Annotated in this window: 25 protein-coding genes; 14 read left to right on the top strand and 11 right to left on the bottom strand. The window is 60.3% G+C overall.

The genetic code is table 11. The annotated features are described in order from the left end of the window. Positions 1-2: 2 nt before the first annotated feature. Together pncB and AC1RAC_RS23680 are read right to left on the bottom strand one after the other, a co-directional pair. The gene (pncB, locus tag AC1RAC_RS23685; protein WP_003188094.1) at positions 3-1,217 is read right to left on the bottom strand and encodes a nicotinate phosphoribosyltransferase; all 1,215 of its coding nucleotides are present in this window, start codon (positions 1,215-1,217) and stop codon (positions 3-5) included. A 207-nt stretch (positions 1,218-1,424) separates the two neighbouring features. After that, positions 1,425-2,315 carry a LysR family transcriptional regulator gene (locus AC1RAC_RS23680; protein ID WP_492617035.1) on the bottom strand — a complete coding sequence of 297 codons (891 nt, stop codon included), beginning with the start codon at positions 2,313-2,315 and terminating at the stop codon, positions 1,425-1,427. 153 nt (positions 2,316-2,468) lie between these two features. On the opposite strand from AC1RAC_RS23680, the gene amaB reads away from it, so the two are divergent. The 9 genes from amaB to AC1RAC_RS23635 all read left to right on the top strand — a co-directional run bounded on the left by amaB (position 2,469) and on the right by AC1RAC_RS23635 (position 13,688). Further along, positions 2,469-3,959 (top strand): L-piperidine-6-carboxylate dehydrogenase, encoded by a 1,491-nt coding sequence (amaB, locus tag AC1RAC_RS23675; RefSeq protein WP_019818294.1) that lies wholly within the window; start codon positions 2,469-2,471, stop codon positions 3,957-3,959. A 144-nt stretch (positions 3,960-4,103) separates the two neighbouring features. After that, on the top strand, positions 4,104-5,387 hold the full coding sequence (amaA, locus tag AC1RAC_RS23670) for an L-pipecolate oxidase (protein ID WP_057975446.1): 1,284 nt from the start codon (positions 4,104-4,106) through the stop codon (positions 5,385-5,387). Between the two features lie 374 nt (positions 5,388-5,761). After that, positions 5,762-6,898 carry a branched-chain amino acid ABC transporter substrate-binding protein gene (locus AC1RAC_RS23665; RefSeq protein ID WP_034125665.1) on the top strand — a complete coding sequence of 379 codons (1,137 nt, stop codon included), beginning with the start codon at positions 5,762-5,764 and terminating at the stop codon, positions 6,896-6,898. Between the two features lie 284 nt (positions 6,899-7,182). Further along, positions 7,183-8,097: an ABC transporter permease subunit gene (locus AC1RAC_RS23660; RefSeq protein WP_034125666.1), complete on the top strand. Its 915-nt coding sequence runs from the start codon at positions 7,183-7,185 to the stop codon at positions 8,095-8,097. A gap of 2 nt (positions 8,098-8,099) precedes the next feature. Beyond that, the gene (livM, locus tag AC1RAC_RS23655; RefSeq protein WP_003188100.1) at positions 8,100-9,377 is read left to right on the top strand and encodes a high-affinity branched-chain amino acid ABC transporter permease LivM; all 1,278 of its coding nucleotides are present in this window, start codon (positions 8,100-8,102) and stop codon (positions 9,375-9,377) included. After that, on the top strand, positions 9,374-10,249 hold the full coding sequence (locus AC1RAC_RS23650; protein WP_005784285.1) for an ABC transporter ATP-binding protein: 876 nt from the start codon (positions 9,374-9,376) through the stop codon (positions 10,247-10,249). Before livM ends, AC1RAC_RS23650 begins: the two co-directional genes overlap by 4 nt. Then, on the top strand, positions 10,246-10,962 hold the full coding sequence (locus AC1RAC_RS23645) for an ABC transporter ATP-binding protein (RefSeq protein WP_005784287.1): 717 nt from the start codon (positions 10,246-10,248) through the stop codon (positions 10,960-10,962). The genes AC1RAC_RS23650 and AC1RAC_RS23645 overlap by 4 nt, the downstream gene beginning before the upstream one ends. An 823-nt stretch (positions 10,963-11,785) precedes the next feature. Continuing rightward, the gene (locus AC1RAC_RS23640; RefSeq protein WP_034125868.1) at positions 11,786-12,553 is read left to right on the top strand and encodes an SDR family oxidoreductase; all 768 of its coding nucleotides are present in this window, start codon (positions 11,786-11,788) and stop codon (positions 12,551-12,553) included. Between the two features lie 229 nt (positions 12,554-12,782). Next, positions 12,783-13,688 (top strand): cation diffusion facilitator family transporter, encoded by a 906-nt coding sequence (locus tag AC1RAC_RS23635; RefSeq protein ID WP_003188105.1) that lies wholly within the window; start codon positions 12,783-12,785, stop codon positions 13,686-13,688. A gap of 109 nt (positions 13,689-13,797) precedes the next feature. On the opposite strand, the gene AC1RAC_RS23630 is transcribed toward AC1RAC_RS23635, so the two are convergent. The 5 genes from AC1RAC_RS23630 to ureE all read right to left on the bottom strand — a co-directional run bounded on the left by AC1RAC_RS23630 (position 13,798) and on the right by ureE (position 17,464). Next, positions 13,798-14,907: an AGE family epimerase/isomerase gene (locus AC1RAC_RS23630; RefSeq protein WP_313042470.1), complete on the bottom strand. Its 1,110-nt coding sequence runs from the start codon at positions 14,905-14,907 to the stop codon at positions 13,798-13,800. A 161-nt stretch (positions 14,908-15,068) separates the two neighbouring features. After that, entirely contained in the window at positions 15,069-15,641 is a 573-nt protein-coding gene (locus AC1RAC_RS23625; protein WP_034125669.1) for a HupE/UreJ family protein, read from the bottom strand. Between the two features lie 22 nt (positions 15,642-15,663). After that, the gene (gene ureG, locus AC1RAC_RS23620) at positions 15,664-16,278 is read right to left on the bottom strand and encodes an urease accessory protein UreG (RefSeq protein ID WP_003188109.1); all 615 of its coding nucleotides are present in this window, start codon (positions 16,276-16,278) and stop codon (positions 15,664-15,666) included. A gap of 14 nt (positions 16,279-16,292) precedes the next feature. Continuing rightward, complete coding sequence (locus AC1RAC_RS23615; RefSeq protein ID WP_057977780.1) at positions 16,293-16,967, bottom strand: urease accessory protein UreF; 675 nt, start codon at positions 16,965-16,967, stop codon at positions 16,293-16,295. Beyond that, complete coding sequence (gene ureE, locus AC1RAC_RS23610; protein ID WP_034125671.1) at positions 16,964-17,464, bottom strand: urease accessory protein UreE; 501 nt, start codon at positions 17,462-17,464, stop codon at positions 16,964-16,966. The genes AC1RAC_RS23615 and ureE overlap by 4 nt, the downstream gene beginning before the upstream one ends. A gap of 340 nt (positions 17,465-17,804) precedes the next feature. On the opposite strand from ureE, the gene AC1RAC_RS23605 reads away from it, so the two are divergent. Then, positions 17,805-18,311: a C40 family peptidase gene (locus tag AC1RAC_RS23605; protein WP_034125672.1), complete on the top strand. Its 507-nt coding sequence runs from the start codon at positions 17,805-17,807 to the stop codon at positions 18,309-18,311. A gap of 5 nt (positions 18,312-18,316) precedes the next feature. On the opposite strand, the gene AC1RAC_RS23600 is transcribed toward AC1RAC_RS23605, so the two are convergent. Continuing rightward, positions 18,317-18,949, bottom strand: coding sequence for a TetR family transcriptional regulator (locus tag AC1RAC_RS23600; protein WP_003188114.1), 633 nt, complete (start codon positions 18,947-18,949; stop codon positions 18,317-18,319). 151 nt (positions 18,950-19,100) lie between these two features. Continuing rightward, positions 19,101-19,421, bottom strand: a complete 321-nt coding sequence (locus AC1RAC_RS23595; protein ID WP_003188116.1) for a hypothetical protein — start codon at positions 19,419-19,421, stop codon at positions 19,101-19,103. A 357-nt stretch (positions 19,422-19,778) separates the two neighbouring features. On the opposite strand from AC1RAC_RS23595, the gene AC1RAC_RS23590 reads away from it, so the two are divergent. Further along, positions 19,779-21,845 (top strand): AsmA family protein, encoded by a 2,067-nt coding sequence (locus AC1RAC_RS23590; protein WP_492617034.1) that lies wholly within the window; start codon positions 19,779-19,781, stop codon positions 21,843-21,845. A 113-nt stretch (positions 21,846-21,958) separates the two neighbouring features. On the opposite strand, the gene AC1RAC_RS23585 is transcribed toward AC1RAC_RS23590, so the two are convergent. Together AC1RAC_RS23585 and AC1RAC_RS23580 are read right to left on the bottom strand one after the other, a co-directional pair. Continuing rightward, positions 21,959-22,489, bottom strand: coding sequence for a ferritin-like domain-containing protein (locus tag AC1RAC_RS23585; protein WP_034125674.1), 531 nt, complete (start codon positions 22,487-22,489; stop codon positions 21,959-21,961). A gap of 97 nt (positions 22,490-22,586) precedes the next feature. After that, complete coding sequence (locus tag AC1RAC_RS23580) at positions 22,587-23,477, bottom strand: DMT family transporter (protein WP_034125675.1); 891 nt, start codon at positions 23,475-23,477, stop codon at positions 22,587-22,589. Between the two features lie 98 nt (positions 23,478-23,575). Here AC1RAC_RS23580 and AC1RAC_RS23575 point away from each other — a divergent pair, with 98 nt between their 5' ends. The 3 genes from AC1RAC_RS23575 to AC1RAC_RS23565 all read left to right on the top strand — a co-directional run bounded on the left by AC1RAC_RS23575 (position 23,576) and on the right by AC1RAC_RS23565 (position 25,991). Then, positions 23,576-24,364 (top strand): AraC family transcriptional regulator, encoded by a 789-nt coding sequence (locus AC1RAC_RS23575; RefSeq protein WP_034125676.1) that lies wholly within the window; start codon positions 23,576-23,578, stop codon positions 24,362-24,364. Between the two features lie 71 nt (positions 24,365-24,435). Beyond that, positions 24,436-24,735, top strand: a complete 300-nt coding sequence (locus AC1RAC_RS23570) for a PsiF family protein (RefSeq protein ID WP_072445911.1) — start codon at positions 24,436-24,438, stop codon at positions 24,733-24,735. A 242-nt stretch (positions 24,736-24,977) separates the two neighbouring features. Further along, positions 24,978-25,991, top strand: a complete 1,014-nt coding sequence (locus AC1RAC_RS23565) for an AI-2E family transporter (protein WP_003188124.1) — start codon at positions 24,978-24,980, stop codon at positions 25,989-25,991. Positions 25,992-26,297: the final 306 nt, after the last annotated feature.

Here is a 26,297-nt window from a genome sequence, read left to right as displayed (position 1 = left end):
ATTCACTCCTTGCTGGATAGGGCAGGTACTTTGAAAACGTGACGCAAATAGGCGACAAAATTCGGGTCGGTGCAATGGGTCTTGCCCGCTTCATCGGAGATCTTCGCGACGGGCTGGCCATTGCAGGCGGTCATTTTAAGCACGATGCTCATCGGTTCCACCCCTGGAATATCACAGGTCAGGTTGGTGCCGATGCCAAAGCTCACATTAATGCGACCGCGCAACGCCCGGAATATTTCCAAGGCTTTGGGCAATGTCAGACTGTCGGAGAACACCAGGGTCTTGCTCATCGGTTCGATGCCCAGCTTGTGGTAGTGAGCGATGGCTTTTTCTGCCCACTGGATCGGATCACCGGAGTCATGGCGCAGGCCGTCGAACAGCTTGGCGAAGTACAAGTCGAAGTCGCCGAGGAAGGCGTCGGTAGTGATGCAATCGGTGAGGGCGATACCCAGCAGGCCACGGTACTCGCGCACCCAGCAATCAAGGGCGGCGATCTGGCTGTCGATCAGGCGCGGGCCGAGTTGCTGGTGGGCCATGATCCACTCATGGGCCATGGTGCCCAGCGGCTTCATATCGAATTCGCGCGCCAGGTGCACGTTGCTGGTGCCGACAAAGCGCCCAGGGAAATCGTGCTTGAGCACGCTGACCACTTCCTCCTGCACCCGGTAGGAAAAACGCCGGCGCGTGCCGAAGTCTGCCACTTGCAGCTCCGACAGCTCATCGCTGCTGGCGTTGGCGGTCAACCAGTCGAACTTGCGATACAGCTGCTCGCGGGCCTGTTCAAGGATCACGGTCTGGTAGCGGTAGCGGTTACGCACCTCGCTGACGATGGCCAGCATTGGCACTTCAAACAGGATCACATGCAGCCACGGTCCGCGCAGGCGGATAAACAACTCGCCGTTCTCGATGCCGGTTTGCACATACCGCAGGTTGAAGCGAAACAGCCCGAGGAAGCGCAGAAAATCCGGCTTCATAAAGCTGATGCGTTCCAGGAAACCCAATTGATCGGGGCTCAGGCTCAGCTCGGCGAGGCGCTCGATCTGGTAACGAATCTCCGCCAGGTAAGGGCGCAGGTCTTCGCTGTTACGGCAACGAAACTCCCATTCAACTTCCACGTTCGGGTAGTTGTGCAGCACCGCCTGCATCATGGTCAGCTTGTAGAAGTCGGTGTCGAGCAGGTTCTGCACGATGCGATCGGCAAACACACTCTCGCTCATAACGGGAATCTCCAGACGGGTCGGCGATGGAGGCCGGCCTTTACGCACAATTGAGGAAGGGGGTTAGTGGCGCATAGACTTGTGGGGTTTTGCCAGTGATTTTTTCAGTAAGGCCACTGGCGCCATCGCAGGCAAGCCAGCTCCCACATTTGGAGTGCATTCCAAACGGTGGGAGCTGGCTTGCCTGCGATGGCGATTCTCCAGGCGCTAAAGCACCTGCTCCATCATCCACTTCACAAACTCGCGCACCTTGGGCACCTCCGCCGAATGCTCGGGATACGCCAGGTAGTAAGCATCCTGGCTCGGCATCGCATGTTGCCAGGGGATCACCAACTTGCCCTCGGCCAATTCCTCCTCCACCAGAAAACGCGGCAACAGCGCCACGCCGCATCCCACCTGCGCCGCACGAATACACATATAAAACGTGTCGAACCGCGGCCCATGGTAGCTGTGCTCGGTATGGAAACCCTGGCTGGCGAACCAGTCATGCCAGCCCTGGGGCCTCGAAGCGTTTTGCAGTAGCACCAGTTCACTCAGTTGTGTGGGGTCGGTGAAGGGCTGGGAGGGCAGGCTGTCGGGCGAACACACCGGTACCAGCTCTTCACTGAACAATTTCAGGCTCTCGGTGCCGGGGCGTGCGCCCTGGCCGAAATAGAACGCCATGTCGGCCTTGCCTTGCAGTAACTCGTCCGGGTCCTGTTCGTTGCACAGGTCCAGGTGGATCTGCGGGTGGCGCAAACGCCAACCCTTGAGGCGCGGTACCAGCCAGCGTGCGCCAAAAGTGTAGGGCGTGGACACGCGCAGCACTTCGGTTTCACCGCCGTAGGAGCGCAGGTAGTGGGTGGACATTTCCACTTGGGTGAGGATCTTGCGCACTTCCACCAGGTACAGGTCGCCCGCCGGGGTCATCTGCAAGCGGCGGCGCACGCGGCGAAACAGCAAGTGTTGTAACAGCTCTTCCAGCTGCGCTACTTGTTTGCTCACCGCGCTTTGGGTGAGGTTCAGTTCCTCGGCGGCGCGGGTGAAGCTCAGGTGGCGGGTGGCCGCTTCGAAACACTGCAGGGCGGTGATCGAGGGCAAATATCTTTTGTTCAGCACGGCATGCCTCTTTTTATTCTTTGCATGAATAAAGGGAATGATATCTCGCCTAATCGTCGTTTGTTGGCAAGTCTTGGGCCAGCTACAAATAGGCTCAGGATCGCCGTGCAAGCAGCGGCGCGATTTTTCTACGCAGATTTGAAGGAGTGACCCATGGTTGCCGCATTGCTTGATCGTCTCGGGGTAAACCCGGCGCTGTACCAGGCTGGGAAACAACCTGTGCATTCACCGATTGATGGCAGCCGTATCGGCAGTGTCCATTGGGAAGGTGCCGCCGAGGTGGAGCAACAGGTCAGTCGCGCCGAGCATGCATTCGAAGCCTGGCGCAAGGTGCCGGCGCCGCGGCGTGGCGAGCTGGTGCGCCAGTTCGGCGACGTATTGCGCGAGTACAAGGCCGACCTGGGCGAACTCGTTTCTTGGGAGGCCGGCAAGATCACCCAGGAAGGTTTGGGTGAAGTGCAGGAAATGATCGACATCTGCGATTTCGCCGTCGGCCTGTCGCGCCAGTTGTACGGCTTGACCATCGCCTCCGAGCGCCCCGGCCACCATATGCGTGAAACCTGGCACCCGCTGGGCGTGGTCGGCGTGATCAGCGCCTTCAACTTCCCCGTGGCCGTGTGGGCGTGGAACACCGCGCTGGCCTTGGTGTGCGGCAACGCGGTGATCTGGAAACCGTCGGAAAAGACCCCGCTCACTGCACTGGCCTGCCAGGCCTTGTTCGAGCGCGTACTGAAAAAATTCGACGGTGCCCCCGAGTACCTCAGCCAAGTGATCATCGGCGGCCGCGACGCCGGCGCTGCGCTGGTGGATGACCCGCGCGTTGCCCTGATCAGCGCCACCGGCAGCACGCGTATGGGCCGTGAAGTGGCACCCAAAGTCGCCGCGCGTTTCGCCCGCAGCATCCTTGAGCTGGGCGGCAACAACGCGATGATCCTCGGCCCAAGCGCCGACCTGGACATGGCCGTGCGCGCTATCCTGTTCAGCGCAGTGGGCACAGCCGGCCAACGCTGCACCACCCTGCGCCGGCTGATCGCCCATGAGTCGGTCAAGGAAGAAATCGTCACCCGCCTCAAGGCCGCCTATTCCAAAGTGCGCATCGGCCACCCACTGGAAGGCAACCTGATCGGCCCGCTGATCGACAAGCACAGTTTCGACAACATGCAGGACGCCCTTGAGCAAGCCTTGAGCGAAGGCGGCAAGGTGTTCGGCGGCAAGCGCCAACTGCAAGACAAATTCCCCAACGCCTACTACGTATCGCCGGCCATCGTGGAAATGCCCGAGCAAAGCGACGTAGTGTGCAGCGAAACCTTCGCGCCGATTCTTTACGTGGTCGGCTACACCGACTTCGCCGAAGCCCTGCGCCTGAACAACGCCGTGCCACAAGGCTTGTCATCCTGCATCTTCACCACTGACGTGCGTGAAGCCGAGCAGTTCATGTCGGCGGTGGGCAGCGACTGTGGCATTGCCAACGTCAACATCGGCCCGAGCGGCGCGGAGATCGGTGGCGCGTTCGGGGGTGAAAAAGAAACCGGCGGCGGGCGTGAATCGGGCTCGGATGCGTGGCGCGGGTATATGCGCAGGCAGACCAATACCGTGAACTACTCGCTGGAGCTGCCTCTGGCACAAGGCATCACGTTCGACTGACCAGACTGATCGTTCCCACGCTCTGCGTGGGAACGCATCCTGTGACGCTCCGCGTCACGACAATGCGGACGCGGAGCGTCCAAGGCTACATTCCCACGCAGAGCGCGGGAACGAGCGGTGGTGAATTCATCCCGGAGTCTGGCAATGGCACTGCGCGAAACATGTTTATGGGAACACCTCACTCCAGGCCGCCCCGACCGAGCCGCGCTCAAGGGCGCGGTCAAGGTGGATGTGTGCGTGATCGGCGCTGGCATCACCGGTTTGTCGGCGGCCATTCATTTGCTGGAACAGGGTAAAAGCGTCGCCGTACTCGAGGCCCATCGCACCGGCCACGGTGGTTCGGGGCGCAACGTCGGGCTGGTTAACGCCGGCCTGTGGATTCCACCGGACGAGATCGAGGCCGGTTTCGGCACGGCGGTGGGCAGCCAGCTCAACCGCATGTTGGGTGCGGCGCCGTCCCTGGTGTTCAGCCTGATCGACAAGTACAACATCGACTGCCAATTGCGCCGTGAAGGCACCTTGCACATGGCGCACAACGCCCGTGGCGAGGCGGATTTGCGCAGCCGTGAGGAGCAATGGAAACGCCGGGGCGCACCGGTTGAGTTACTCACCGGCCAGGCCTGCGAGCAAGCCACCGGTACCCGGAAAATCGCCGCCGCGTTGCTGGATCGGCGCGCCGGCACCTTGAACCCCATGGCCTACACCACTGGGTTGGCGAATGCCGCCGCAGCGTTGGGCGGGCAGTTGTTCGATCATTCCCCGGTCACCCAGCTTGAACGCCAAGGCGCCGATTGGTCGGTGCAGACCGCTGAGGGCGCGGTGCAGGCCGCGCAGGTGGTGATCGCCTCCAACGCCTACACCGAAGGCGAATGGACCGAACTGCGGCGTAACTTCTTCCCCGGCTATTACTATCAGGTGGCCTCGGCGCCGCTGACCGATGACGCGGCCAAGCAGATCCTCCCCGGCGGCCAGGGTTCGTGGGACACGCGCCAGGTCCTGAGCAGCATTCGCCGCGATGCCGATGGCCGCCTGTTGCTGGGCAGCCTGGGTAACGGCAACCAGAAACCGGCGTGGTTCCTCAAGGCGTGGGCCGATCGGGTGCAGCAACACTACTTCCCGTACCTCAAACCGGTGCAGTGGGAATACACCTGGACCGGCTGCATCGCATTCACTCCCGACCACTTGATGCGCCTGTTCGAACCGGCCCCCGGCCTGGTGGCGGTTACCGGTTATAACGGACGCGGGGTGACCACCGGCAGCGTGGTGGGCAAGGCGTTTGCCGACTACCTGTGTCACCAGGACACCCAAGCCTTGCCGATCCCTTTTACGCCCATGCAACCCTTGGCCGCGGTGGGCTTGCGCAGCTGCCTGTATGAAGCCGGCTTCTCGCTCTATCACGCCGGGCAATGCCTGAGGATCGTGATCTGATCAGCGAAATACCCCTCAAAAGCCTGCGTTTTCTTAGCAGGCTACCCATCTGTATTGGTGCAAGTCGTAGCAATCACGCACTGTAAATGTGCAGTTCCGTTACGCACATTGTTACAGCTGCAGGAACTGTCGTTTATGCCTGTGGTTGCAGGTGCGACCTGCCAGGGTTGTACTTTTTTGAAGTGTTGGTTGCACCTCTAGACGCTAGACGGTTGCACGTCCTGGCAAAAGGCGTCGAAACGCCTGTAATAACAATGACACCGTGTCTTTTTGAAGAATAAAAAAGTAATGGCACGCGGCTTGCTCTGAGCTTTCGGTGAAAGGTTTGAATGCAAGTTGTCGTGCCAAAAATCAAAAATATCGGAGCACCACTCATGTCCCAGACGTTTTACAAGAAAGGTTTTCTGGCCCTCGCCGTTGCTGCGGCGCTGGGTGTTTCTACGTTTGTTCAAGCTGATGTGAAAATTGGTGTGGCGGGCCCGATGACGGGTGCCAACGCCGCTTTCGGTGAGCAGTACATGAAGGGTGCCCAGGCGGCAGCCGACGTTATCAACAAGGCCGGCGGCATCAACGGTGAGCAGATCAAGCTGGTGGCGGGCGATGACGCCTGCGAGCCCAAGCAGGCCGTGGCCGTGGCCAACCGCCTGGCCGACCAGGACAAAGTGATCGGTGTGGTCGGGCACTTCTGCTCATCCAACACCATCCCGGCGTCTGAGGTTTACGACGAAGCGGGCATCATCGCCATCACCCCAGGCTCCACCAACCCACAAGTGACCGAACGCGGCCTGGGCGCCATGTTCCGTATGTGCGGGCGTGACGACCAGCAAGGCATCGTCGCCGGCGACTACATCGTCGACGTGCTCAAGGGCAAGAAAGTCGCGGTGATCAACGACAAGGACACCTACGGCAAAGGCCTGGCCGACGCCACCGCCGCCCAGTTGACCAAGCGCGGCGTCAAGCCGGTGCTGGAAGAGGGCCTGACCCGAGGTGAGAAAGACTTCAGCGCCCTGGTCACCAAGATCCGCTCCCTGGGCGCCGACGTCGTGTACTTCGGCGGCCTGCATCCGGAAGCCGGCCCACTGGTGCGCCAGATCCGCGAAGCGGGCTTGAAAGACGTCAAGTTCATGTCCGATGACGGCGTGGTCACCGACGAGCTGGTGTCCACCGCAGGTGGTGCGCAGTACGTCGATGGCGTGTACATGACCTTCGGCGCCGACCCGCGCCTGCTGCCAGACAGCAAGACCGTGGTGGAAGAGTTCCGCAAGAACGGCACCGAGCCTGAAGGCTACACCCTGTACGCCTACGCTTCGATCCAGGCCCTGGCCGCCGGCTTCAACGGTGCCAAGTCCAACAAGGGCGAAGACGCTGCCAAGTGGCTCAAGGCCAACCCGGTTAAAACCGTCATGGGCGAAAAAGCCTGGGATACCAAGGGCGACCTGAAAGTCTCTGACTACGTGGTTTACCAGTGGGACAAAGACGGCAAATACCATCAGTTGGAAAAGCAGAAGTAAGTACAAGCACCACGGGCCTAAGGTTAGGGGGGCTTGCTGTGGCGAGGGAGCTTGCTCCCGCTGGAGTGCGTAGCACTCCCAACCGCTTACCGAAATACATCTGATGTATCTCGATTGCCCAGTTTGGGGCTGCTTCGCAGCCCAGCGGGAGCAAGCTCCCTCGCCACATAAGCCAGCTCCCACAGAGGGCGTGGTTGCCTGCTCCATTGCAACAAACCTGTCTTTTCCTCCAGAAGCGCCGCACACCCACCGGTGTGCAGGTGCTCACCGCGTGAGATTGCGTTATGGATGGTATTTTCCTGCAGCAACTGGTCAACGGCCTGACCCTCGGGTCGGTCTATGGCCTGATCGCCATCGGCTACACAATGGTCTATGGCATCATTGGCATGATCAACTTCGCCCACGGCGAGGTTTATATGATTTCCGCTTACCTCGCGGCGATCAGTCTGGCACTGCTGGCTTACTTCGGCATCGAATCCTTCCCGCTGCTCATTCTCGGTACCTTGATCTTCACCGTGGTCGTCACCGGCGTGTACGGTTGGGTGATTGAGCGTGTCGCCTACAAACCCCTGCGTAACTCCACCCGCCTGGCACCGCTGATCAGCGCCATCGGTATCTCCCTGATCCTGCAGAACTACGCGCAGATCGCCCAGGGCGCCAAGCAACAAGGCATTCCCACCCTGCTGGCCGGCGCCTGGCGCGTCGATATCGGCACCGGGTTCGTGCAACTGACCTACACCAAAGTGTTCATCCTGGTCGCCGCTTTTGCCGGCATGGCCTTGCTCACCTACATCATCAAATACACCAAGCTCGGCCGCATGTGCCGCGCTACCCAGCAAGACCGCAAGATGGCCTCGATCCTGGGCATCAACACCGACCGCGTGATCTCCTACGTGTTTGTCATCGGTGCCGCCATGGCCGCCCTGGCCGGCGTGCTCATCACCCTCAACTACGGCACCTTCGACTTCTATGCCGGCTTCATCATCGGCATCAAGGCGTTTACCGCGGCGGTACTCGGCGGCATCGGCTCCCTGCCTGGGGCGATGCTGGGCGGGATCATCCTCGGTATCTCCGAGTCGCTGTTCGCGGGGTTGATCAACTCTGACTACAAAGACGTGTTCAGTTTCTCCCTGCTGGTGGTGATTCTGATTTTCCGTCCCCAGGGCCTGCTTGGTCGCCCACTCGTGGCGAAGGTGTAAACATGTCTGCTGCCAAATCCATTGATATCAAGAAAAGTGTGGTCGATACGGTACTCGCGGGGCTGATTTCGCTGATCGTGTTCGGCCCGATTGTCGGCGTGGTGCTCGACGGCTACAGCTTCAACCTGGAACCTGCGCGGGTTGCCGTGCTGGTCGCCATCGTGATGGCCGGGCGCTTTGCCCTCAGCCTGTTCCTGCAAACACCCAAGGGCGTGAAGATCCTGCAGGGGTTCGAGAGCAGCGGCTCCGGCGTGCACGTGCTGCCACCGGACTACAAGTCGCGGCTGCGCTGGATCATCCCGGCGCTGATCGTGATCGCCATCGTGTTTCCGATCTTCGCCAACAAATACCTGCTCACCGTGGTGATCCTGGGGCTGATCTACGTGTTGCTCGGCCTGGGCCTGAACATCGTGGTGGGCCTGGCGGGCCTGCTCGACCTGGGTTATGTGGCCTTCTACGCCATCGGTGCCTACGGCCTGGCGCTGGGTTATCAATACCTGGGCCTGGGCTTCTGGACGGTCCTGCCACTGGCGGCCATCGCGGCGGCGTTGGCGGGTTGCATACTCGGCTTCCCGGTGCTGCGAATGCACGGTGACTACCTGGCCATCGTGACCCTGGGTTTTGGTGAAATCATTCGCCTGGTGCTCAACAACTGGCTGTCGTTCACCGGTGGCCCCAACGGTATGCCCGTGCCGTCACCGACCTTTCTGGGCCTGGAGTTCGGCAAGCGTGCGAAGGATGGCGGCATTCCGTTTCACGAGTTTTTCGGCATCGATTACAACCCCAACATCAAGTTCATGTTCATCTACATCGTGCTGTTTCTGGTGGTGCTGGCCGTGCTGTACATCAAGCATCGCCTGACGCGCATGCCGGTCGGCCGCGCCTGGGAAGCCCTGCGCGAAGATGAAATCGCCTGCCGTTCCATGGGCCTGAACCATGTGCTGGTCAAACTCTCAGCCTTCACCATCGGCGCGTCCACCGCCGGTTTGGCCGGGGTGTTCTTTGCCAGCTACCAGGGCTTCGTCAACCCGTCGTCGTTTACCTTCTTCGAGTCGGCGTTGATCCTCGCCATTGTGGTGTTGGGCGGCATGGGCTCGACGGTTGGCGTGGTGATCGCAGCGTTCGTGTTGACCGTGGCGCCGGAACTGCTGCGTAGTTTTTCCGAGTACCGCGTGCTGCTGTTTGGGGTGTTGATGGTGGTGATGATGATCTGGCGACCGCGTGGCTTGATTCGGATTAGCCGTACCGGTGTGACGCCACGCAAAGGGGTAGCGCCATGAGCAAGGAAGTCGTGCTGTCTGTCGAACACCTGATGATGCACTTCGGTGGTATCAAAGCCTTGAGCGATGTAAGCCTCAAGGTTGAACGCAACTCGATCTTCGCCCTGATCGGCCCCAACGGCGCCGGCAAGACCACGGTGTTCAACTGCCTCACCGGCTTCTACAAAGCCAGTGGCGGCAAGATCGAGCTCAACGTGCGCGGCAAGCAAACCAACGTGATCCAACTGCTCGGCGAGCGCTTTGAGGCCACCGACTTCGTGTCGCCCAAAAGCTTCCTCAGCCGCGTTTACTACAAGATGTTCGGCGGCACCCACCTGGTGAACCGTGCCGGCCTGGCCCGCACCTTCCAGAACATTCGCCTGTTCAAGGAAATGTCGGTGCTGGAAAACCTGCTGGTGGCCCAGCACATGTGGGTCAACCGCAACATGCTTGCCGGCATCCTCAACACCAAGGGCTACCGCAAGGCCGAAAGCGATGCGCTGGACTGCGCGTTCTACTGGCTGGAAGTGGTCGACCTGGTGGACTGCGCCAACCGTCTGGCCGGCGAGCTCTCCTACGGCCAGCAGCGCCGCCTGGAGATCGCCCGCGCCATGTGCACGCGGCCGCAGATCATCTGCCTGGACGAACCGGCAGCGGGCCTCAACCCGCAGGAAACCGAAGCCCTCAGCGCGATGATTCGCCTGCTGCGCGACGAACACGACCTTACGGTGGTGCTGATCGAACACGACATGGGCATGGTGATGAGTATTTCCGACCACATTGTGGTGCTGGACCACGGCAACGTGATCGCCGAAGGCGGCCCGGATGCGATCCGCAACGACCCAAAAGTGATCGCCGCCTACCTGGGCGCGGACGAAGAGGAGCTGGTATGAGCGCACCTATCCTCGAAATGAAGGACCTGGACGTGTTCTACGGCCCGATCCAGGCCCTGAAAAAAGTCTCGCTGCACATCAACGAAGGCGAAACCGTCAGCCTGATCGGCTCCAATGGCGCGGGTAAGTCCACGTTGCTGATGTCGATCTTCGGTCAGCCTCGGGCCGAGTCGGGGCAGATCCTCTACAACGGCGTCGACATTACTCACAAGTCGTCCCACTACATCGCTTCCAACGGCATTGCGCAGTCGCCGGAAGGGCGGCGGGTGTTCCCCGACATGACCGTCGAGGAAAACCTGCTGATGGGCACCATCCCCATTGGCGACAAGTTCGCCAGCGAGGACATGCAACGCATGTTCGAGCTGTTCCCCAGGCTCAAGGAGCGACGCAACCAGCGGGCGATGACCATGTCCGGTGGTGAGCAACAAATGCTCGCCATCGCCCGTGCGCTGATGAGCCGGCCCAAGCTGTTGCTGCTCGATGAGCCAAGCCTGGGGTTGGCGCCGATTGTGGTGAAGCAGATCTTTTCCACCCTGCGCGAGCTGGCGTCCACCGGGATGACCATTTTCCTGGTGGAACAGAACGCCAACCATGCGCTGCGCCTGTCGGACCGGGCGTATGTGATGGTCAATGGTGAGATTCGCCTGACAGGCACCGGCAAGGAGTTGCTGGTGAACGAGGAAGTGCGCAACGCCTACCTGGGCGGTCACTGACCCAAGATCCAGGCGCATCAACCCTGTGGGAAGCGGGCCTTATGTGGGAGCCGGGCTTGCCCGCGATAGCATCACCTCGGTTTAGCTGACATACCGAGGTGGCCGCATCGCAGGCAAGCCAGCGCCCACCCAAAGCCGGTTCCCACATTTGTTTTTGCGATGTCAACAAGCCCTCCACCAAATTGTGGAAAACAAATCCAGCCCACCTCAAAAGCGCGACATATAGCCGCCGCAAATCCCTGTTTTGTCACAGTTTTGACTTGTCCCCATCCACTGTGGAACCGGCTGTGGGTAACGTGGGAGTAGCTGGCTGAAAGCCTTTAACCACGTGGCTTGTAGCGTGTTGGTTGTTTTTCGATCAGGGTGTTTTTCGCGACCGTCTCAAGGGTTTGTCAACCTGTTTAAAGACACAGGTATATGAACGAAATAAGTCCTTCCAGCCTGTGGATAAGTCTGTGACTAAACTCTGGAAAGACTTGCGCAGGGGCCGGAATGACTGGCCTGGAGCCATCGTTGTGTTTTTCTGCATTTGTCAGCGGCTACATAGGCGCTCGCCCAGGTCAAGCAAAAAACTTTATAAAACCGCCTGCAACCCTTGTACACAGCGGCTTTGAGCCGTTTGCACTTGCCCCCAAAGACTGTGGGCGCAGTTGTGGATAACCTGCGCGTATATGGCTGCAAGCTACGGTTTATAAGGCTTTGCGAGGATTGGTTAAAAAATGATCAGCCAGGCATGCGTGTGTGTGCACGGCGGTTGCCGCAAACGCGGCGTAAGGGCATTCTGCTGGCTGTTTTTTTCCCCGATGCCCGCAAGGAGAACACCATGTCCGACACGCTGTTTATCACTGGCGCTACTTCAGGTTTCGGCGAAGCCTGTGCCCGTCGCTTTGCCGAGGCCGGTTGGAAACTGGTGCTCACTGGTCGTCGTGCCGAGCGCTTGAACGCCTTGGTCGAAGAGCTTTCCAAGCAGACCGAAGTGCATGGCCTGGTGGTGGATGTGCGCGACCGCAAAGGCATGGAGGAGGCCATCGCCAACCTGCCGGCGTCGTTCGCCACGCTGCGCGGCCTGATCAACAACGCCGGCCTGGCCGTGGGCACCGACCCTGCGCCCAAGTGCGACCTCGACGATTGGGAAACCATGGTCGATACCAACATCAAGGGCCTGCTGACCACCACTAACCTGCTGTTGCCGCGCCTGATTGCCCATGGCCGCGGTGCGGGGATCATCAACCTGGGTTCCATCGCCGGTAACTACCCGTACCCCGGCAGCCATGTGTATGGCGGCTCCAAGGCGTTCGTGAAGCAGTTCTCGTTGAACCTGCGCTGCGACTTGCAAGGCACCGGCGTGCGCGTGACCAATATCGAGCCGGGCTTGTGTGAAAGCGAGTTCTCCCTGGTGCGCTTCGGCGGTGACCAGGCGCGTTATGACGCCACCTACGCAGGTGCGGAGCCGATCCAGCCGCAGGACATTGCCGATACGATTTTCTGGGTGATGAACACCCCGGCGCACGTGAACATCAACCGCCTGGAGCTGATGCCGGTGAGCCAGACCTGGGCTGGGTTTGCGATTGAGCGTGGGGCCAAGGGCTAAGCGCCTGCGCCACACACGCTGATCGTTCCCACGCTCCGCGTGGTAATGCCGCCGGGGGCGCTCTGCGCCCCGCTTTCTGCTGGTGACGCAGAGCGTCATGCGATGCATTCCCACGCGGAGCGTGGGAACGATCAGTGGCGGCAAATCGGTCAAAATGCGGCATAAGGTACACTGCCCGCCTGAAAACCCCACCGCACCCAGCGGTTTAAAGGTTTTGACAGGAGGCAATGTGAGTAACCGAGGTGAGCAGGCACTGCTCAAACAATCGACTATCCTGATGTTCGCAGTCGCGATCGCAGGGATTGTCACGGGTGTGATATCCGGCGCCCAATCCATTCTGTTCGACGGCTTTTTCTCGCTGATCGCCACCGCCATCAAGGTGCTGATGCTGATCACGGCCAAGCTGATCGCCAAGAAAAGCAACGAGCGTTTCCAATTCGGCTATTGGCACCTGGAGCCGATGGTGCTGCTGATAGAAGGCAGTTTCCTGCTGCTGATCGCCATCTACGCGTTCCTCAATGGGGTGTTCGGCATTATCAATGGCGGGCGCGAAATCGAGTTGGGGCTGGTGATCATTTATGCGGCGGTATTTACCGTTGTGGAGTTCGCGTACTTCTTTTATGTGCGCTACCGCAATCGCACACTCAAATCGTCATTGATCCAGTTCGACAACATCAGCTGGCTGGTGGACGCGATGCTGTCGGTGGGCTTGCTGATCAGCTTCCTGGCGGCGCTGTTGCTCAAGTCCCAGGGCTATGGCGAGTGGGCGGTCTACGTGGACCCGTTGATCCTGATCCTGCTGGCCCTGAGCATGCTGGCGCCGGCGTTCAAGATCCTGCGCCCGGCGCTGCGCGAAGTGTTGGGGATCGCGCCGGATCACTTGGACGACAAGGTCCGCGAGGTGATGGACGCGGCGCAGGCCAAGCATGGTTTCGACGACTACGTGTCCTATGTGCAGAAGCACGGGCGGGCGCGGTTTATCGAGATTCATGTGGTGCTGCCAGCGGATTACCCGGTGGATAACGTCGCCACCCTCGATGGGCTGCGTGAAGAGATATCCACAGGGCTGGGGGCGGCGGATGCGGCGCGGTGGTTGACGATCAGTTTTACGGGCGACCGCAAGTGGATTGCCTAAAGTCTGTTAGAGCGAGGTGAGGCTATCGCAGGCAAGCCAGCTCCCACATTTAAATGTGCGAACACAATCAACTGTGGGAGCTGGCTTGCCTGCGATGGAGCCCTGCAGGTCAGCCCAGATACTGGACCAAACCCTGATAGCAAGTCGCCAAATGATAGGGCGTAGTCGACGGCATATCCCGTCGGCTCACCTTACCCTCGGCATCCAGGCATTCATGCCAACCCTTGGCATGCAAAAAGCGCTGTTGCAGCGCCTGCAATTGACGCTGCAGCATCGCCTCGCTGCCTGGCCGCAAGGTCAGTGCCCGCAGGTACTCCGCCTGAGCCCAGATCCGTTGGGTACCGTCGCGCACCGTGCCATCCAGCGCCAGCATGCCGCTGACCGCACCGCTTAACTTATCCACACCCTTTTGCTCGGCATAGGCAAATGCCCGTGTCAGCGACTCATGCAGCGCAGTGCCGCGCAGCACAGCTGAAGATTCCAGCAAAAAGAACCATTCGAACTGGTGCCCCGGCTCAAACCAGTTATCCACAGCGCCCAAAGGTTTCTCCATCATCACGCCGTGCTCGCGGTCGATGAAGCGTTGCTGCATGGCCGTCGCCAGTGCCAGCAGTGCCGCTTGTACCTGGGCGTCCTCACGCACCGCGAGGGTGGCGAGGAAGCCTTCAGCCAGGTGCATCAACGGGTTTTGCAACGGGCCGGAGTCGAGCGAGGCCCAGTTGCGCTCCAGTACGGCCTCGTACAAGCCGTCACCGGTGGCAAAGCGTTGGGCGACGACTTCCAGGGCAGCGTTGAGTACCGACTCGACCAACGGCTCACGCACCTTGGCCCAGTAATGGGCGCAGGCAAAGATAATGAAGGCGTGGGTGTAGAGGTCTTTGCGCTCGTCCAGCGGCTGGCCGGCGGGGTCGATGCTGTAGAACCAGCCACCGTGTTCGGCATCATGAAAGTGCCGTTGCAGGGAGCGAAACAGCGCAGCCGCACGTTCTTCGGCGAAAGCCGCGCCGGGTTCGCCGATCAGGCTGGCGAACAGGTACAACTGCCGGGCGCAGGCCATGGCGCGATAGCGCTGGGGGGGCAGTGGCTGGTGATCGGCATCCAGTGCCTCAAAGGGCAGCGCCAGGTCGGCATTCCAGCCCGGGCCTTGCCAGAGAGGCACGATCAGGTCATGGAAGTGCGTGAGCACAGGCGTCAGGGAAGAGGGGGAAGCGATGGGCATTGGCTGGCGTCGTCACGGCAGGGGTGTAGGCGCGCATGGTAGCAGGCTGATCGTTCCCACGCTCTGCGTGGGAATGCATTTTATGACGCTCTGCGTCATGCTTTGGGACGCAGAGCGTCCTAGGCTACATTCCCACGCGGAGCGTGGGAACGATCTTTTCCTCAGCCCGCCAGCAACCACACCCCAGTCGCCGCCGAAGCAGCCCCGGCCACTCGCACCAAGGGTGCCGCAGCTGCCGGCAAAAAGCGCACCACTGCATAACCCGCAGCGTGCAACACGGCTGTTGCCCCCACGAACCCAGCCGCATACGCCCAAGGGCTGGTCATATCCGGCAGTTCCAGGCCATGGGCCACGCCGTGAAACAGCGCAAACAACGCCGTGGCGCCCACGGCCACGAACAGCGGCGGCCGGACCGCCAACGCTACCGCCAGGCCCAAGGCCAGCACCGATGCAGCAATCCCGCTTTCCAGCGCCGGCAATTGCAGCCCTTCGAAACCCAACACCCCGCCGATCAGCATGGTGCCGACAAAGGTGCACGGCAGCGCCCAGCGCGCGGCGCCTTTTTGCTGGGCCGCCCAGAGGCCCACCGCAAGCATGGCCAGCAAGTGATCGAGGCCGCCCAAGGGGTGGCTGATACCGGCCACCAGGCCATTGTCGCCATGGCCCGGATGGGCGAAGGCCAAGGCAGGGGCGAGCAGCAGCGCGGCGGCGGCGAAAAGTCTGTTGAGTCTCATGGACAGGTTCCTTATAAGTTGATCAGGCGGCGGTCAGCAGGCCCTGGCGTTCGATGAAGGCGACGATGTCGTCCAGGCCGACCCCGGTCTTCTGGTTGCTGAACACAAAGGGTTTGCCGTTGCGCATGCGCTGGGTGTCGCTGTTCATCAGTTCCAGCGAGGCACCCACCAGCGGGGCCAGGTCAATCTTGTTGATCACCAGCAGGTCGGATTTGCAAATACCGGGCCCGCCCTTGCGCGGCAGTTTGTCGCCCGCAGAGACATCAATCACATAGATGGTCAGGTCCGACAGTTCCGGGCTGAAGGTGGCCGACAGGTTGTCGCCGCCGGACTCCACCAGAATCAGGTCCAGGCCGGGAAAACGGCGGTTGAGTTGGTCCACTGCCTCCAGGTTGATCGAGGCATCTTCGCGAATCGCCGTGTGTGGGCAGCCACCGGTTTCCACGCCGATGATGCGCTCCGGCGCCAGGGCCTGGTTACGCACCAGGAAGTCGGCATCTTCACGGGTGTAGATGTCGTTGGTGACCACCGCCAGGTTGTAGCGATCGCGCAGCGCCAGGCACAGGGCCAGGGTCAGGGCGGTCTTGCCCGAGCCTACCGGGCCGCCGATACCGACGCGCAGGGGTTGTGTGTTCATGTGCTTCTCCAGAATCAGGAACGGAACAGGCGGCTGTACTGGCGCTCGTGGGCCATGCACGCCAGGGACAGGCCAAAAGCGGCGCTGCCCAAATGGTTAGGGTTAATGCGTTCGGCATCCTGCTGTGCTTGTTGCAGCAGCGGCAGCAGTTCGCTGGTCAACCGCTGGGCCGCTTGCTGGCCCAATGGCAGGGTTTTCATCAGTACCGCCAGTTGGTTTTCCAGCCAGCTCCATAGCCAGGCGGCAAGAGCATCGCCGGGGTTGATGTGCCAGGCGCGCGCGGCCAAGGCCCAGCCCAGGGCCAGATGCGGTTCGTCGCGTTGTGCAAGAAAATCACGGGCGCTGTCGTCCAGTTCCGGCAAGCCGTTGAGCAGTTGTTGCAGGGAATAGCCCATCTGACGACTCTCCTGATACAGCTCCCGGGTCTCACGGCTGGCGCGATGCTCGTCGCACCACTGCGCCAATTGGGCCCAGTCCTGTTCGCCGGCTGCGCGGCAGTGGGCGAGCAGCAGCGGGGCTTCGAAACGCGCCAGGTTGAGCAGCAACTGGTCACTGATCCAGCGCCGGGCGCTCGCGGCATCCTGCACGCGGCCGTTGTCCACCGCCATTTCCAGGCCTTGGGAATAGCTGTAGCCGCCAATCGGCAGTTGCGGACTGGCCAGGCGCAGCAACGCCCAGGCTGGGTTCATAGACGCACGCCGAACTGATGCAGCTTGGGCGCGTAGTTGAAGTCTTCATCACCATGCCGTGAATGATGATGGCCGCCGCCATAGGCGCCGTGCTCAGGTTGAAACGGCGCCTCTAGGGTCTGCGCATCGGCACCCATTTGCTCGAGCATGGCCTTGAGCACGTAGTCATCGAGCAGGCGCAGCCAGCCGTCACCGACTTGCAGGGCCACATGGCGGTTGCCCAGATGATACGCGGCACGGGTGAGCTCGAAGGCGTTGCGGCAGGTGACGTGCAGCAGTTGTTCAGGGCGGGCGCATACCCGTACGACGCGTCCGTCTTCTGCCTGCAGGAATTCACCATCGTGCAAGGGCGGCTGGCCCCGCTCCAAAAACAGGCCGACGTCTTCACCGTCGGCACTGAAACAGCGCAGGCGGCTTTTGCTGCGGGCTTCGAAGTTGAGCAGCAACTCGGCGGCCCAGAGGGCTTGGGGGGCGATTCGGCGGTGTATCACCAGCATCAGAGAGCTTCCAACTGTGAGCGATGAAAGACCTAGAGCAAGGGGCTTGCCAATCACGGAATCGAGTAGGAATTCCCTGTAGTCAGGCAGGCATGCTGCTCAATAGGGCGTCGGATGATTTCCGCGCGTGTATCAATTTGGTGCGTGCCGAGGTTTATAGCACCGGGGAGGGGCATTCTGCGTTGATGGCGCCGCTCAGTTTGATGAAGTTTCTTTCATCTTTTTCTTTGTTGGTGTTTTTTAGGATTTTTCCTACGAGTCATCAGGATTTGGAGCTCATGAGATTACCTGCGGGTTCTTTAGGCTATGCGGCCTGTTTAATTCCACCGCGACGTTCATCATGCTTCGATCAATTTTTTGTGTATGCCTTGTCAGCCTGACCTGCTTTATTTCATCGGCAAAGGCCAATTTTCAACCCCGCGCCACCTTCAGCTCTTCGCTGCAAAGCATCAAGCCGGCCTCTATCGACGATGTCATTGACCGCGCCCATGAGTTACTGGGTACGCCATATAAGTGGGGCGGCACATCGGCAGAGCAGGGCTTCGATTGCAGTAGCTTCCTGGTGTACTTGTTCAAGACCCAAGCCAATATCCAGCTACCCCGCACCACTGCCGCCATGCACCGTTCATCGGCGACAACCATCAAACGCAGTGCTTTAAAGCCAGGGGATGCAGTGTTTTTCAAAGGCAACGGGCGGGGCCAGGTCAGCCATGTCGGCCTTTATATCGGCCAGGGCAAATTCATCCATTCGCCGCGCACCGGCAAAACCATCCGTATCGATTCATTGAGCAATAGCTACTGGAACAAGCACTACACCACCGCCAAACGGTTCCACACGGCGGGTTGATTGACTTACTCGGTACTGCCCAGCCCTTGCCAATGTTTAAGGCCGATAAAGATAAAGCGCAGCTGCTGGGTGATTTTCGCCTGGGGCGTAAGGTGGGCCGGCAAGGCGTGGGCCGGTGGGTCGATGATATCGGGCAGGGTGGCGAACACACTCTTGACGATCAGGTCGGCCATCACGTGCAAACCTTCGGCATCCAAGTGCTGAAGTTTGGGCATCAGTGTCAGGTCGGCGGCCAGGTCGCGAGTGATGTCTTCGCGCAGGGCAGCGATGGCTTGGCGCACGGCCAGGCAGCCGCCGTACTGTTCGCGAGCCAGGAACAGGAACTGAGAGCGGTTAGCCGAAACCACATCGAGAAATATGCGCACCGAGGCATCAATGATTCCGCCCATCACGAATTCGTTGTGGCGCACCAGGCGGATCGTGGCGCGAAAGGTCTGGCCGACCTCGCTTACCAGTACCAGCCCAAGTTGGTCCATGTCGGCGAAATGGCGATAGAAACCGGTGGGCACGATACCCGCGGTCTTGGCCACTTCGCGCAAACTCAGGCTGCCAAACCCACGGCCACACTCCATCAGATGGCGGGCTGCGTCCATCAGGGCGAGGCGGGTCTGTTGCTTCTGTTCGGCGCGGGGCAGCATGAGCGGATGAGCTTTGTCGGCAAGTACAGCGACGCACTCTAGCAAAAGCGCTTTGCCGGCGTCGAACTTGGCAGGGGCGGGGCGTGACGCGTTCTATATAAAAGCAAAAGCCCGATCGGCAGATCGGGCTTTTTTCTGGGCCACCACAGGCTTAGCTCTGTGCTTGATGCAGTTCTTGCAGACGGTCGGCACCGCCTTCAGCAACGCCTTCGGTGTAGGCGCGTTTGTTGGCTTGTTCAGCACCGCCTTCGACCAGACCTTTCTCTTGCAGGCGGTTGTAGCCATTTTCAGCTACCGCGCCTTTGGCGTAATCACGGTTTTCGTCTTCTTGCGAACCGCTGCGAGCCACGGTTTGGCTGGTTTGCACGGCTTGAGCTTTGTTCTGCGGGGTGGCCTGTTCGGCAGCTGGCAGGGCAAAAGCGCTGGAAGCCAGGACAGATAACAGAACGGTAGCGAGTAATTGGCGTTTCATGATGGTTGCTCCTAGGGAGGGCGATAAAGTGGGTACAGGGCTAATGTTACCCTTGATAAGTCGATATAAAAGTTCATAAACACAATGGTAATAATCAACAGAATTGATTGTTCTCGCCGGAGGCTCTAGATCGAGCCTCTCAAGCCCGCGGCTTTGCACCGATGTGGGTATTTTCGACACGAACCCGGGTAACAATGGTGCGTCGTCGATGGGGAATATTGTCTGGTTGATCAGGAAAATCGCTTTTTTCGGTTAAATCCGCGGTTGCGTTAAACCCCCAGGCACTTTGCCAGTCGTAGTCCTATAAGCTGTTTAAAAGGCTGTTGCCCAGCCAGTCGTATTCAGGAGTCCTGTGCAATGACGCGCACTCGTAAAATTCTCGCTTGGAGCTGCGCCAGCTTCGTTCTGTTGATTGCCATCGTGGTACTGGTGTTGGTGTTCTTCGACTGGAACCGCATCAAGCCGCCCCTCAATGCCAAGGTCTCCGAAGAACTGCATCGTCCGTTCGCCATCAACGGCAACCTCGCCGTGGTGTGGCAGCGTGAGCCCGATGAAGGCGGCTGGCGCGCCTGGGTGCCGTGGCCCCATGTGATTGCCGAAGACCTGACTCTGGGGAACCCCGATTGGTCGAAACAACCGCAGATGGTCACGCTCAAGAAGGTTGAGCTGCGCATTTCGCCCCTGGCCTTGCTGGTGCAGCGTGTGGTGATCCCGCGCATCGACCTCACCGAACCCAGTGCCCAGTTGCAGCGCCTGGCTGATGGCCGCGCCAACTGGACGTTCAAGTTCGACCCCAAGGACCCCAACGCCGAACCGTCCAATTGGGTGGTGGATATTGGCGCCATCGGCTTTGACAAAGGCCATGTGACCCTTGACGATCAAAGCCTCAAGACCCAGTTGGATGTGATCATCGACCCGCTGGGCAAGCCGATTCCCTTCGGTGAAATCGTCGGCGATGCCGATGCCAAAAAAGCCCTGGAAAAAGGCTCGGCGCCCCAGGACTACGCGTTCGGCCTCAAGGTCAAAGGCCAGTACCACGGCCAGAAACTCGCGGGCACGGGCAAGATCGGTGGCTTGCTGGCCTTGCAGGACGCGGCCAAGCCGTTCCCGCTGCAAGCCCAAGTCAAGATCGCGGATACCAGCATCGCCCTGGCCGGCACCCTGACCGACCCGCTGAACCTCGGTGCCCTGGACCTGCGCCTGAAACTGTCGGGCAGCAGCCTGGGCAATCTCTATCCGTTGACCGGCGTGACCCTGCCGGATTCGCCGGCCTATTCCACTGACGGCCACCTGATCGCCAAACTGCATGAGGCCAGCGGCGCCTCCTTTCGCTACGAGAACTTCAACGGCAAGATCGGCAACAGCGACATCCACGGCGACCTGGCCTATGTTGCCAGCCAGCCACGGCCCAAGCTCAGCGGCGCGCTGGTGTCCAACCAACTGCTGATGGATGACCTGGCGCCGCTGATTGGCGCAGATTCCAATGCCGAGCAAAAAGCCCGTGGCGGTGAAAGCAAGCAACCGGCGACCAAAGTGCTGCCGGTTGAAGAGTTCCGCACCGAACGCTGGCGCGAGATGGATGCCGATGTGGAGTTCACCGGCAAGCGTATCGTGCACAGTGCCGACTTGCCCTTTACCGACCTCTACACCCACCTGGTGCTCAACGACGGCCAACTGAGCCTTGAACCCCTGCGCTTTGGCGTGGCCGGTGGGAAGCTCGATGCGCAGATTCGCTTGAACGGCCGCACTACGCCGATGGAGGGCCGCGCCAAGCTGACGGCGCGCAACTTCAAGCTCAAGCAGCTGTTCCCGACTTTCGAACCGATGAAAACCAGCTTCGGTGAACTCAACGGCGATGCCGATATTTCCGGGCGCGGCAACTCGGTGGCGGCACTGTTGGGCACGTCCAACGGTGACCTGAAGATGCTCATCAACGATGGCGCCATCAGCCGAAGCCTGATGGAAATCGCCGGGCTCAACGTGGGCAACTACGTGGTCGGCCGCCTGTTCGGCGACGAGGAAGTGAAGATCAACTGCGCAGCGGCGGACTTCGGCATCAAGACTGGCCTGGCGACCACGCGGCTGGTTGTGTTCGATACCGAGAACGCGATCATCTACATCGACGGCACCGCGAATATGGCCACCGAGCAGTTGGACCTGACCATCACGCCGGAATCCAAGGGCTTTCGCCTGTTCTCCCTGCGTTCACCGCTCTACGTCAATGGACCTTTCATCAAGCCCAATGCTGGCGTGAAAGCCATTCCGTTGGCGCTACGCGGTGCGGGCATGGTCGCCCTCGGCGTGATCGCCGGGCCTGCTGCTGGCTTGCTCGCCTTGGTTGCCCCAAGCGGTGGCGAGCCCAATGAGTGCGCACCGTTGCTGCAACAGATGAAGGAAGGCAAGGCGCCCAAGACCGTGAAGTAACTGTGGGAGCGGGCTTGCTCGCGATAGCGGAGTATCAGTCAATGATTTATCAACTGATCCAACGCTATCGCGAGCAAGCCCGCTCCCACAGGGGGATGTTGCGGTGTTAGTTATTACAGATCCTGCAGAATATCCGCCATATCGTCGGCGTGTTCTTCTTCCTGAGCCAGGATGTCTTCGAAGATGCGACGGGTAGTCGGGTCTTTGTCACCGATGTACTGGATGATCTCGCGGTAGCTGTCTACCGCGATCCGCTCGGCCACCAGGTCTTCGTAGACCATTTCCTTCAAGGTGTTGCCCGCCACGTATTGCGCATGGGAGTTTTTCGACAGCAGGTCGGGGTTGAACTCCGGCTCGCCGCCCAGTTGCACGATACGCTCGGCCAGTTTGTCAGCGTGCTCGGCTTCCTGGGTCGCATGTTCCAGGAACTCATCAGCAGCCACGCTGGCCTTGAGGCCGTTGGCCATGAAGTAGTGACGCTTGTAGCGCAACACGCAGACCAGTTCGGTGGCCAGCGACTCGTTGAGCAGGCGGATGATTTCTTCGCGGTCGGCGTCATAGCCTTCGGTCACGGCGCCGTTTTCGACGTTCTGGCGGGCGCGGCTGCGCAGGGTTGCAACGTCAGTCAATCGTGCTTCAGTCATTTCAATCTCCTGGGGCTAATCCGGTTGTACGCCACGCTCTGCCGGCGTGATCGCTATTGGTTGTGAGTCCCGGGCCAGGCGAAAAGTTTTATCGGATTTAACAGGATGTGTCCTGAGGGCGTCTGACCGGTGTGGTCCAACGCTCTGACAGAATTACTCCACCCAGGGTCAGCAAGCCCCCCACCAGGTGATACAGCGCCAACTCCTCCTTCAGCACCACGGCTGCAATCAGCGCGGTAATCAACGGCAGCAGGTTGAAAAACAGTGTGGTACGGCTTGGCCCCAGGGTCTTGACCGAGTGCATCCACGCCAGCGGTGCCAGCATCGAAGCCAGCAGGCAGGCATATAGCACCAGCGGAATATTCGCCCAGCCCAAACCGGCCTTGGCCGAGAACAGATACAGCGGCAGCAGCACCACCACCGCGACCAGCACCTGCAAATACAGCAGCACCAAGGGCGGCAGGCGCAGTTGCCATTTTTTCAGCAGGGTGCTGTAGACCGCATAAGCCAGGGTCGCCACCAGCATCATGCCGTCGCCCAGGTTGACCCCATGTTGCAGCAAGGCGCCCAGGCTGCCGGCCGACACCACCACTACCACGCCTGCGAACGACAGCACCGCGCCGGTCAGCGCGCCAAAGGTCAGGCGTTGGCCGAGGCTGATAATCGCGGCGGTCAACGCCATCAGTGGCATCAGCGAGAGGATGATGCCCATGTTGGTGGCACTGGTCAGCGTTGCGGCGTAGTAGGCCAGGCTTTGATACACCGCCATGCCGAGTACGCCGAGGATAAAGATCTTGCCCAGGTTGGGGCGGATCTGCGGCCAGTGGGCGATCACCGGCTTGAGCATGAACGGCGTGAACAGCAACGCAGCGAACAGCCAGCGGTAAAAGCCGATTTCAGCCGGGAAGATCGAGCCCACGGCCAATTTGTTGACCACGGTGTTGCCGGCCCAGATAAAGATAGCCAGCAGCGGATACGCGTATTGCATTGAAAAGAAATCCAGTGTGTTGACGAGGCAGGATTATCCTCTGTCTGGATCGAAGCCTATACTGCGATCCAGACAACTGAGCGCTGAATCCAGACAATATGTCCCGACATACCGTGCGCCTGCCCGATTTTGCCCGCCTGCCAAGCCCGGTGTACTTTCGGTATTCCGATTTTGCCCCGGACACCGAATGCACCCCGCACCAGCACACCTGGGGCTCGCTGGATTACTCGGCCAGCGGTGTGATGCGCATGGAAGTGGCGGGCAATCGCTTCATGTCGCCACCGCAATACGCGGTGTGGGTGCCGCCGCATACCGAGCACAGCTCCTACAATGCCGAGGCGATTGTCTACCACTCCGTAGGGCTGGCGCCGCAGCTGTGCGAGCAGTTGCCACAGCAGCCTTGCACGCTGGCGATCAGCGACATTCTCAAGGCGATCCTCAAGGATTTCGCCCTGCGCGATGTCAATGCACCGCGCACCGACGCCGACATCCGCCTGGCCCAGGTGCTGGTGGACCAGCTCAGGCAGGCGCCGGTCCACGACTGCTTCCTGCCCTACGCCCGCCACCCGGGATTGCTTGGGGTCTTGGAGGGCATGCAGGCAGAGCCGGGAGACAACCGCCCTCTGGCGCAATGGGCCGAGCAGGTGCATGTGAGCGAGCGCACCCTGGCGCGCCAGTTTGTGCGCGAGCTGGGCATGAGCTTTGGCGAATGGCGCCAGCGCCTGCGCTACCTGGCGGCCATCGAGGCGCTGGACAGCGACCGCAGTGTGCAACACGTGGCGTTTGATCTGGGCTACAGCACCGCCTCGGCGTTTATCGCCATGTTCCAACGCCACGCCGGCTGCACGCCGGAGCAATACCGGCGGGCGAATATTCGTGGCCGGTGAAGTTGTAACAGGTTTTGACTACACTGCGCTGTAGGCCGTGCCCGTCGGCACGGTAACAGGGAGAAAACTCCATGAAGATGCTGCGTATTCCGTTGTTGATGATGGGCCTGCTGATGTGTGCCCAGGGTTTTGCCGCCACTGCCCAGCAGAACAAAATGACCACCTGCAATGCCGAGGCCACCACCAAGACGCTCAAGGGCGATGACCGTAAGGCCTTCATGAAGACCTGCCTGTCGGCACCTGCCGCCAACGACGCCAAGACCCTGACCCCGCAGCAGCAGAAGATGAAAGACTGCAATGCGTCGGCGAAAACCAAGGCGTTGACCGGTGATGCGCGTAAGACATTCATGAGCACCTGCCTGAAGAAATAATAGCCCCGGGCCATAGAAGGCTGCGACACTCGCACACAGCCCCTTTGTAGGAGCGAGCAAGTGTGGCGAGGGAGCTTGCTCCCGCTGGAGCGCGAAGCGCTCCCAAACCGAACAGACGAGTATGCCTGGTGCACACCGGCTCAATGGTTTGGGGCTGCTTCGCAGCCCAGCGGGAGCAAGCTCCCTCGCCACAGCAAGCTCGCTCCTACAACATCCTTCAACGCCGTTTGTTTTGAGGCTGTATGCCAACGTTTTCTCAGCGTCATGTGTTGTTGCTGTCCAGCTACATCATCATTTTCGGCGGGTTGCTGCTGGTACTGCCGCTGAAATTGCTGCCCAGTCTGCTGGCCGGCCTGTTGGTCTATGAACTGGTCAACATGCTCACCCCTCAACTGCAACGCCTGATCGAAGGCCGGCGCGCGCGTTGGCTGGCGGTGGCCTTGCTGGGCACCTTGATCGTCAGCGTGTTGGCCTTGATCTTCGCTGGCGCCATCAGCTTCCTGCTCCACGAAGCGGAAAACCCCGGGGCTTCCCTGGACAAATTCATGGGCGTGGTCGACCGCGCGCGCGGTCAATTACCGCCGTCCATCGACGCCTATTTGCCCGCCAGCGCCGCGGAGTTTCGCGTGGCCATTGGCGATTGGCTAAGCAAGCACTTGAGCGAACTGCAACTGGTCGGCAAAGACGCCGCCCACATGTTCGTCACCTTGCTGATCGGCATGGTGCTGGGTGCGATCATCGCCTTGCAGCGCGTGCCCGACCTGACCAAGCGCAAACCCTTGGCCGCCGCGCTGTTCGACCGCCTGCACCTGCTGGTCCAGGCGTTTCGCAATATCGTGTTCGCCCAGATCAAGATCGCCGCGCTCAACACCGCCTTCACCGCGGTGTTCCTGGCAGTGGTGCTGCCGTTATGCGGCATTCACCTGCCGTTGACCAAGACCCTGATCGTGCTGACCTTCCTGCTCGGTCTGCTGCCAGTGATTGGCAACCTGATCTCCAACACGCTGATCACCATCGTGGCGCTGTCGCTGTCGATCTGGGTGGCGGTGGCGGCACTGGGTTATTTGATCGTGATCCACAAGGTCGAGTACTTCCTCAACGCGCGAATCGTCGGCGGGCAGATCAGTGCCAAGTCATGGGAGTTGTTGTTGGCGATGCTGGTGTTTGAGGCAGCGTTCGGCCTGCCGGGGGTGGTGGCGGGGCCGATTTACTATGCCTATCTGAAAAGCGAGCTGAAGCTGGGTGGGATGGTTTAAGCCTTGTGTCGCCTGGGCTGACGCCATCGCGGGCAAGCCCGCTCCTACATTGAAATGCGATCACCTGTGGGAGCTGGCTTGCCTGCGATGACGGCCTCACAGCCGGCCCCTATCTATCTGACGCCCCGCGATCAAACTGTGGGAGCGGGCTTGCTCGCGAAGGCGGCCTGACTGCCGACCGGGATGTTGGATTTGACCGCGTACATATCCGTTATTTAGGTAACGGCCACTTAGGGTTCCGCCCTGACGGCGGCTCACTTTTGAAAAGCGCAAAAGTAAGCAAAACGCTCTTGCCCCACCACTCGG

It is taken from the genome of Pseudomonas sp. GW823-FHT02F05, assembly GCF_058797315.1.
This window is presented reverse-complemented; position numbering and strand designations above follow the sequence as displayed.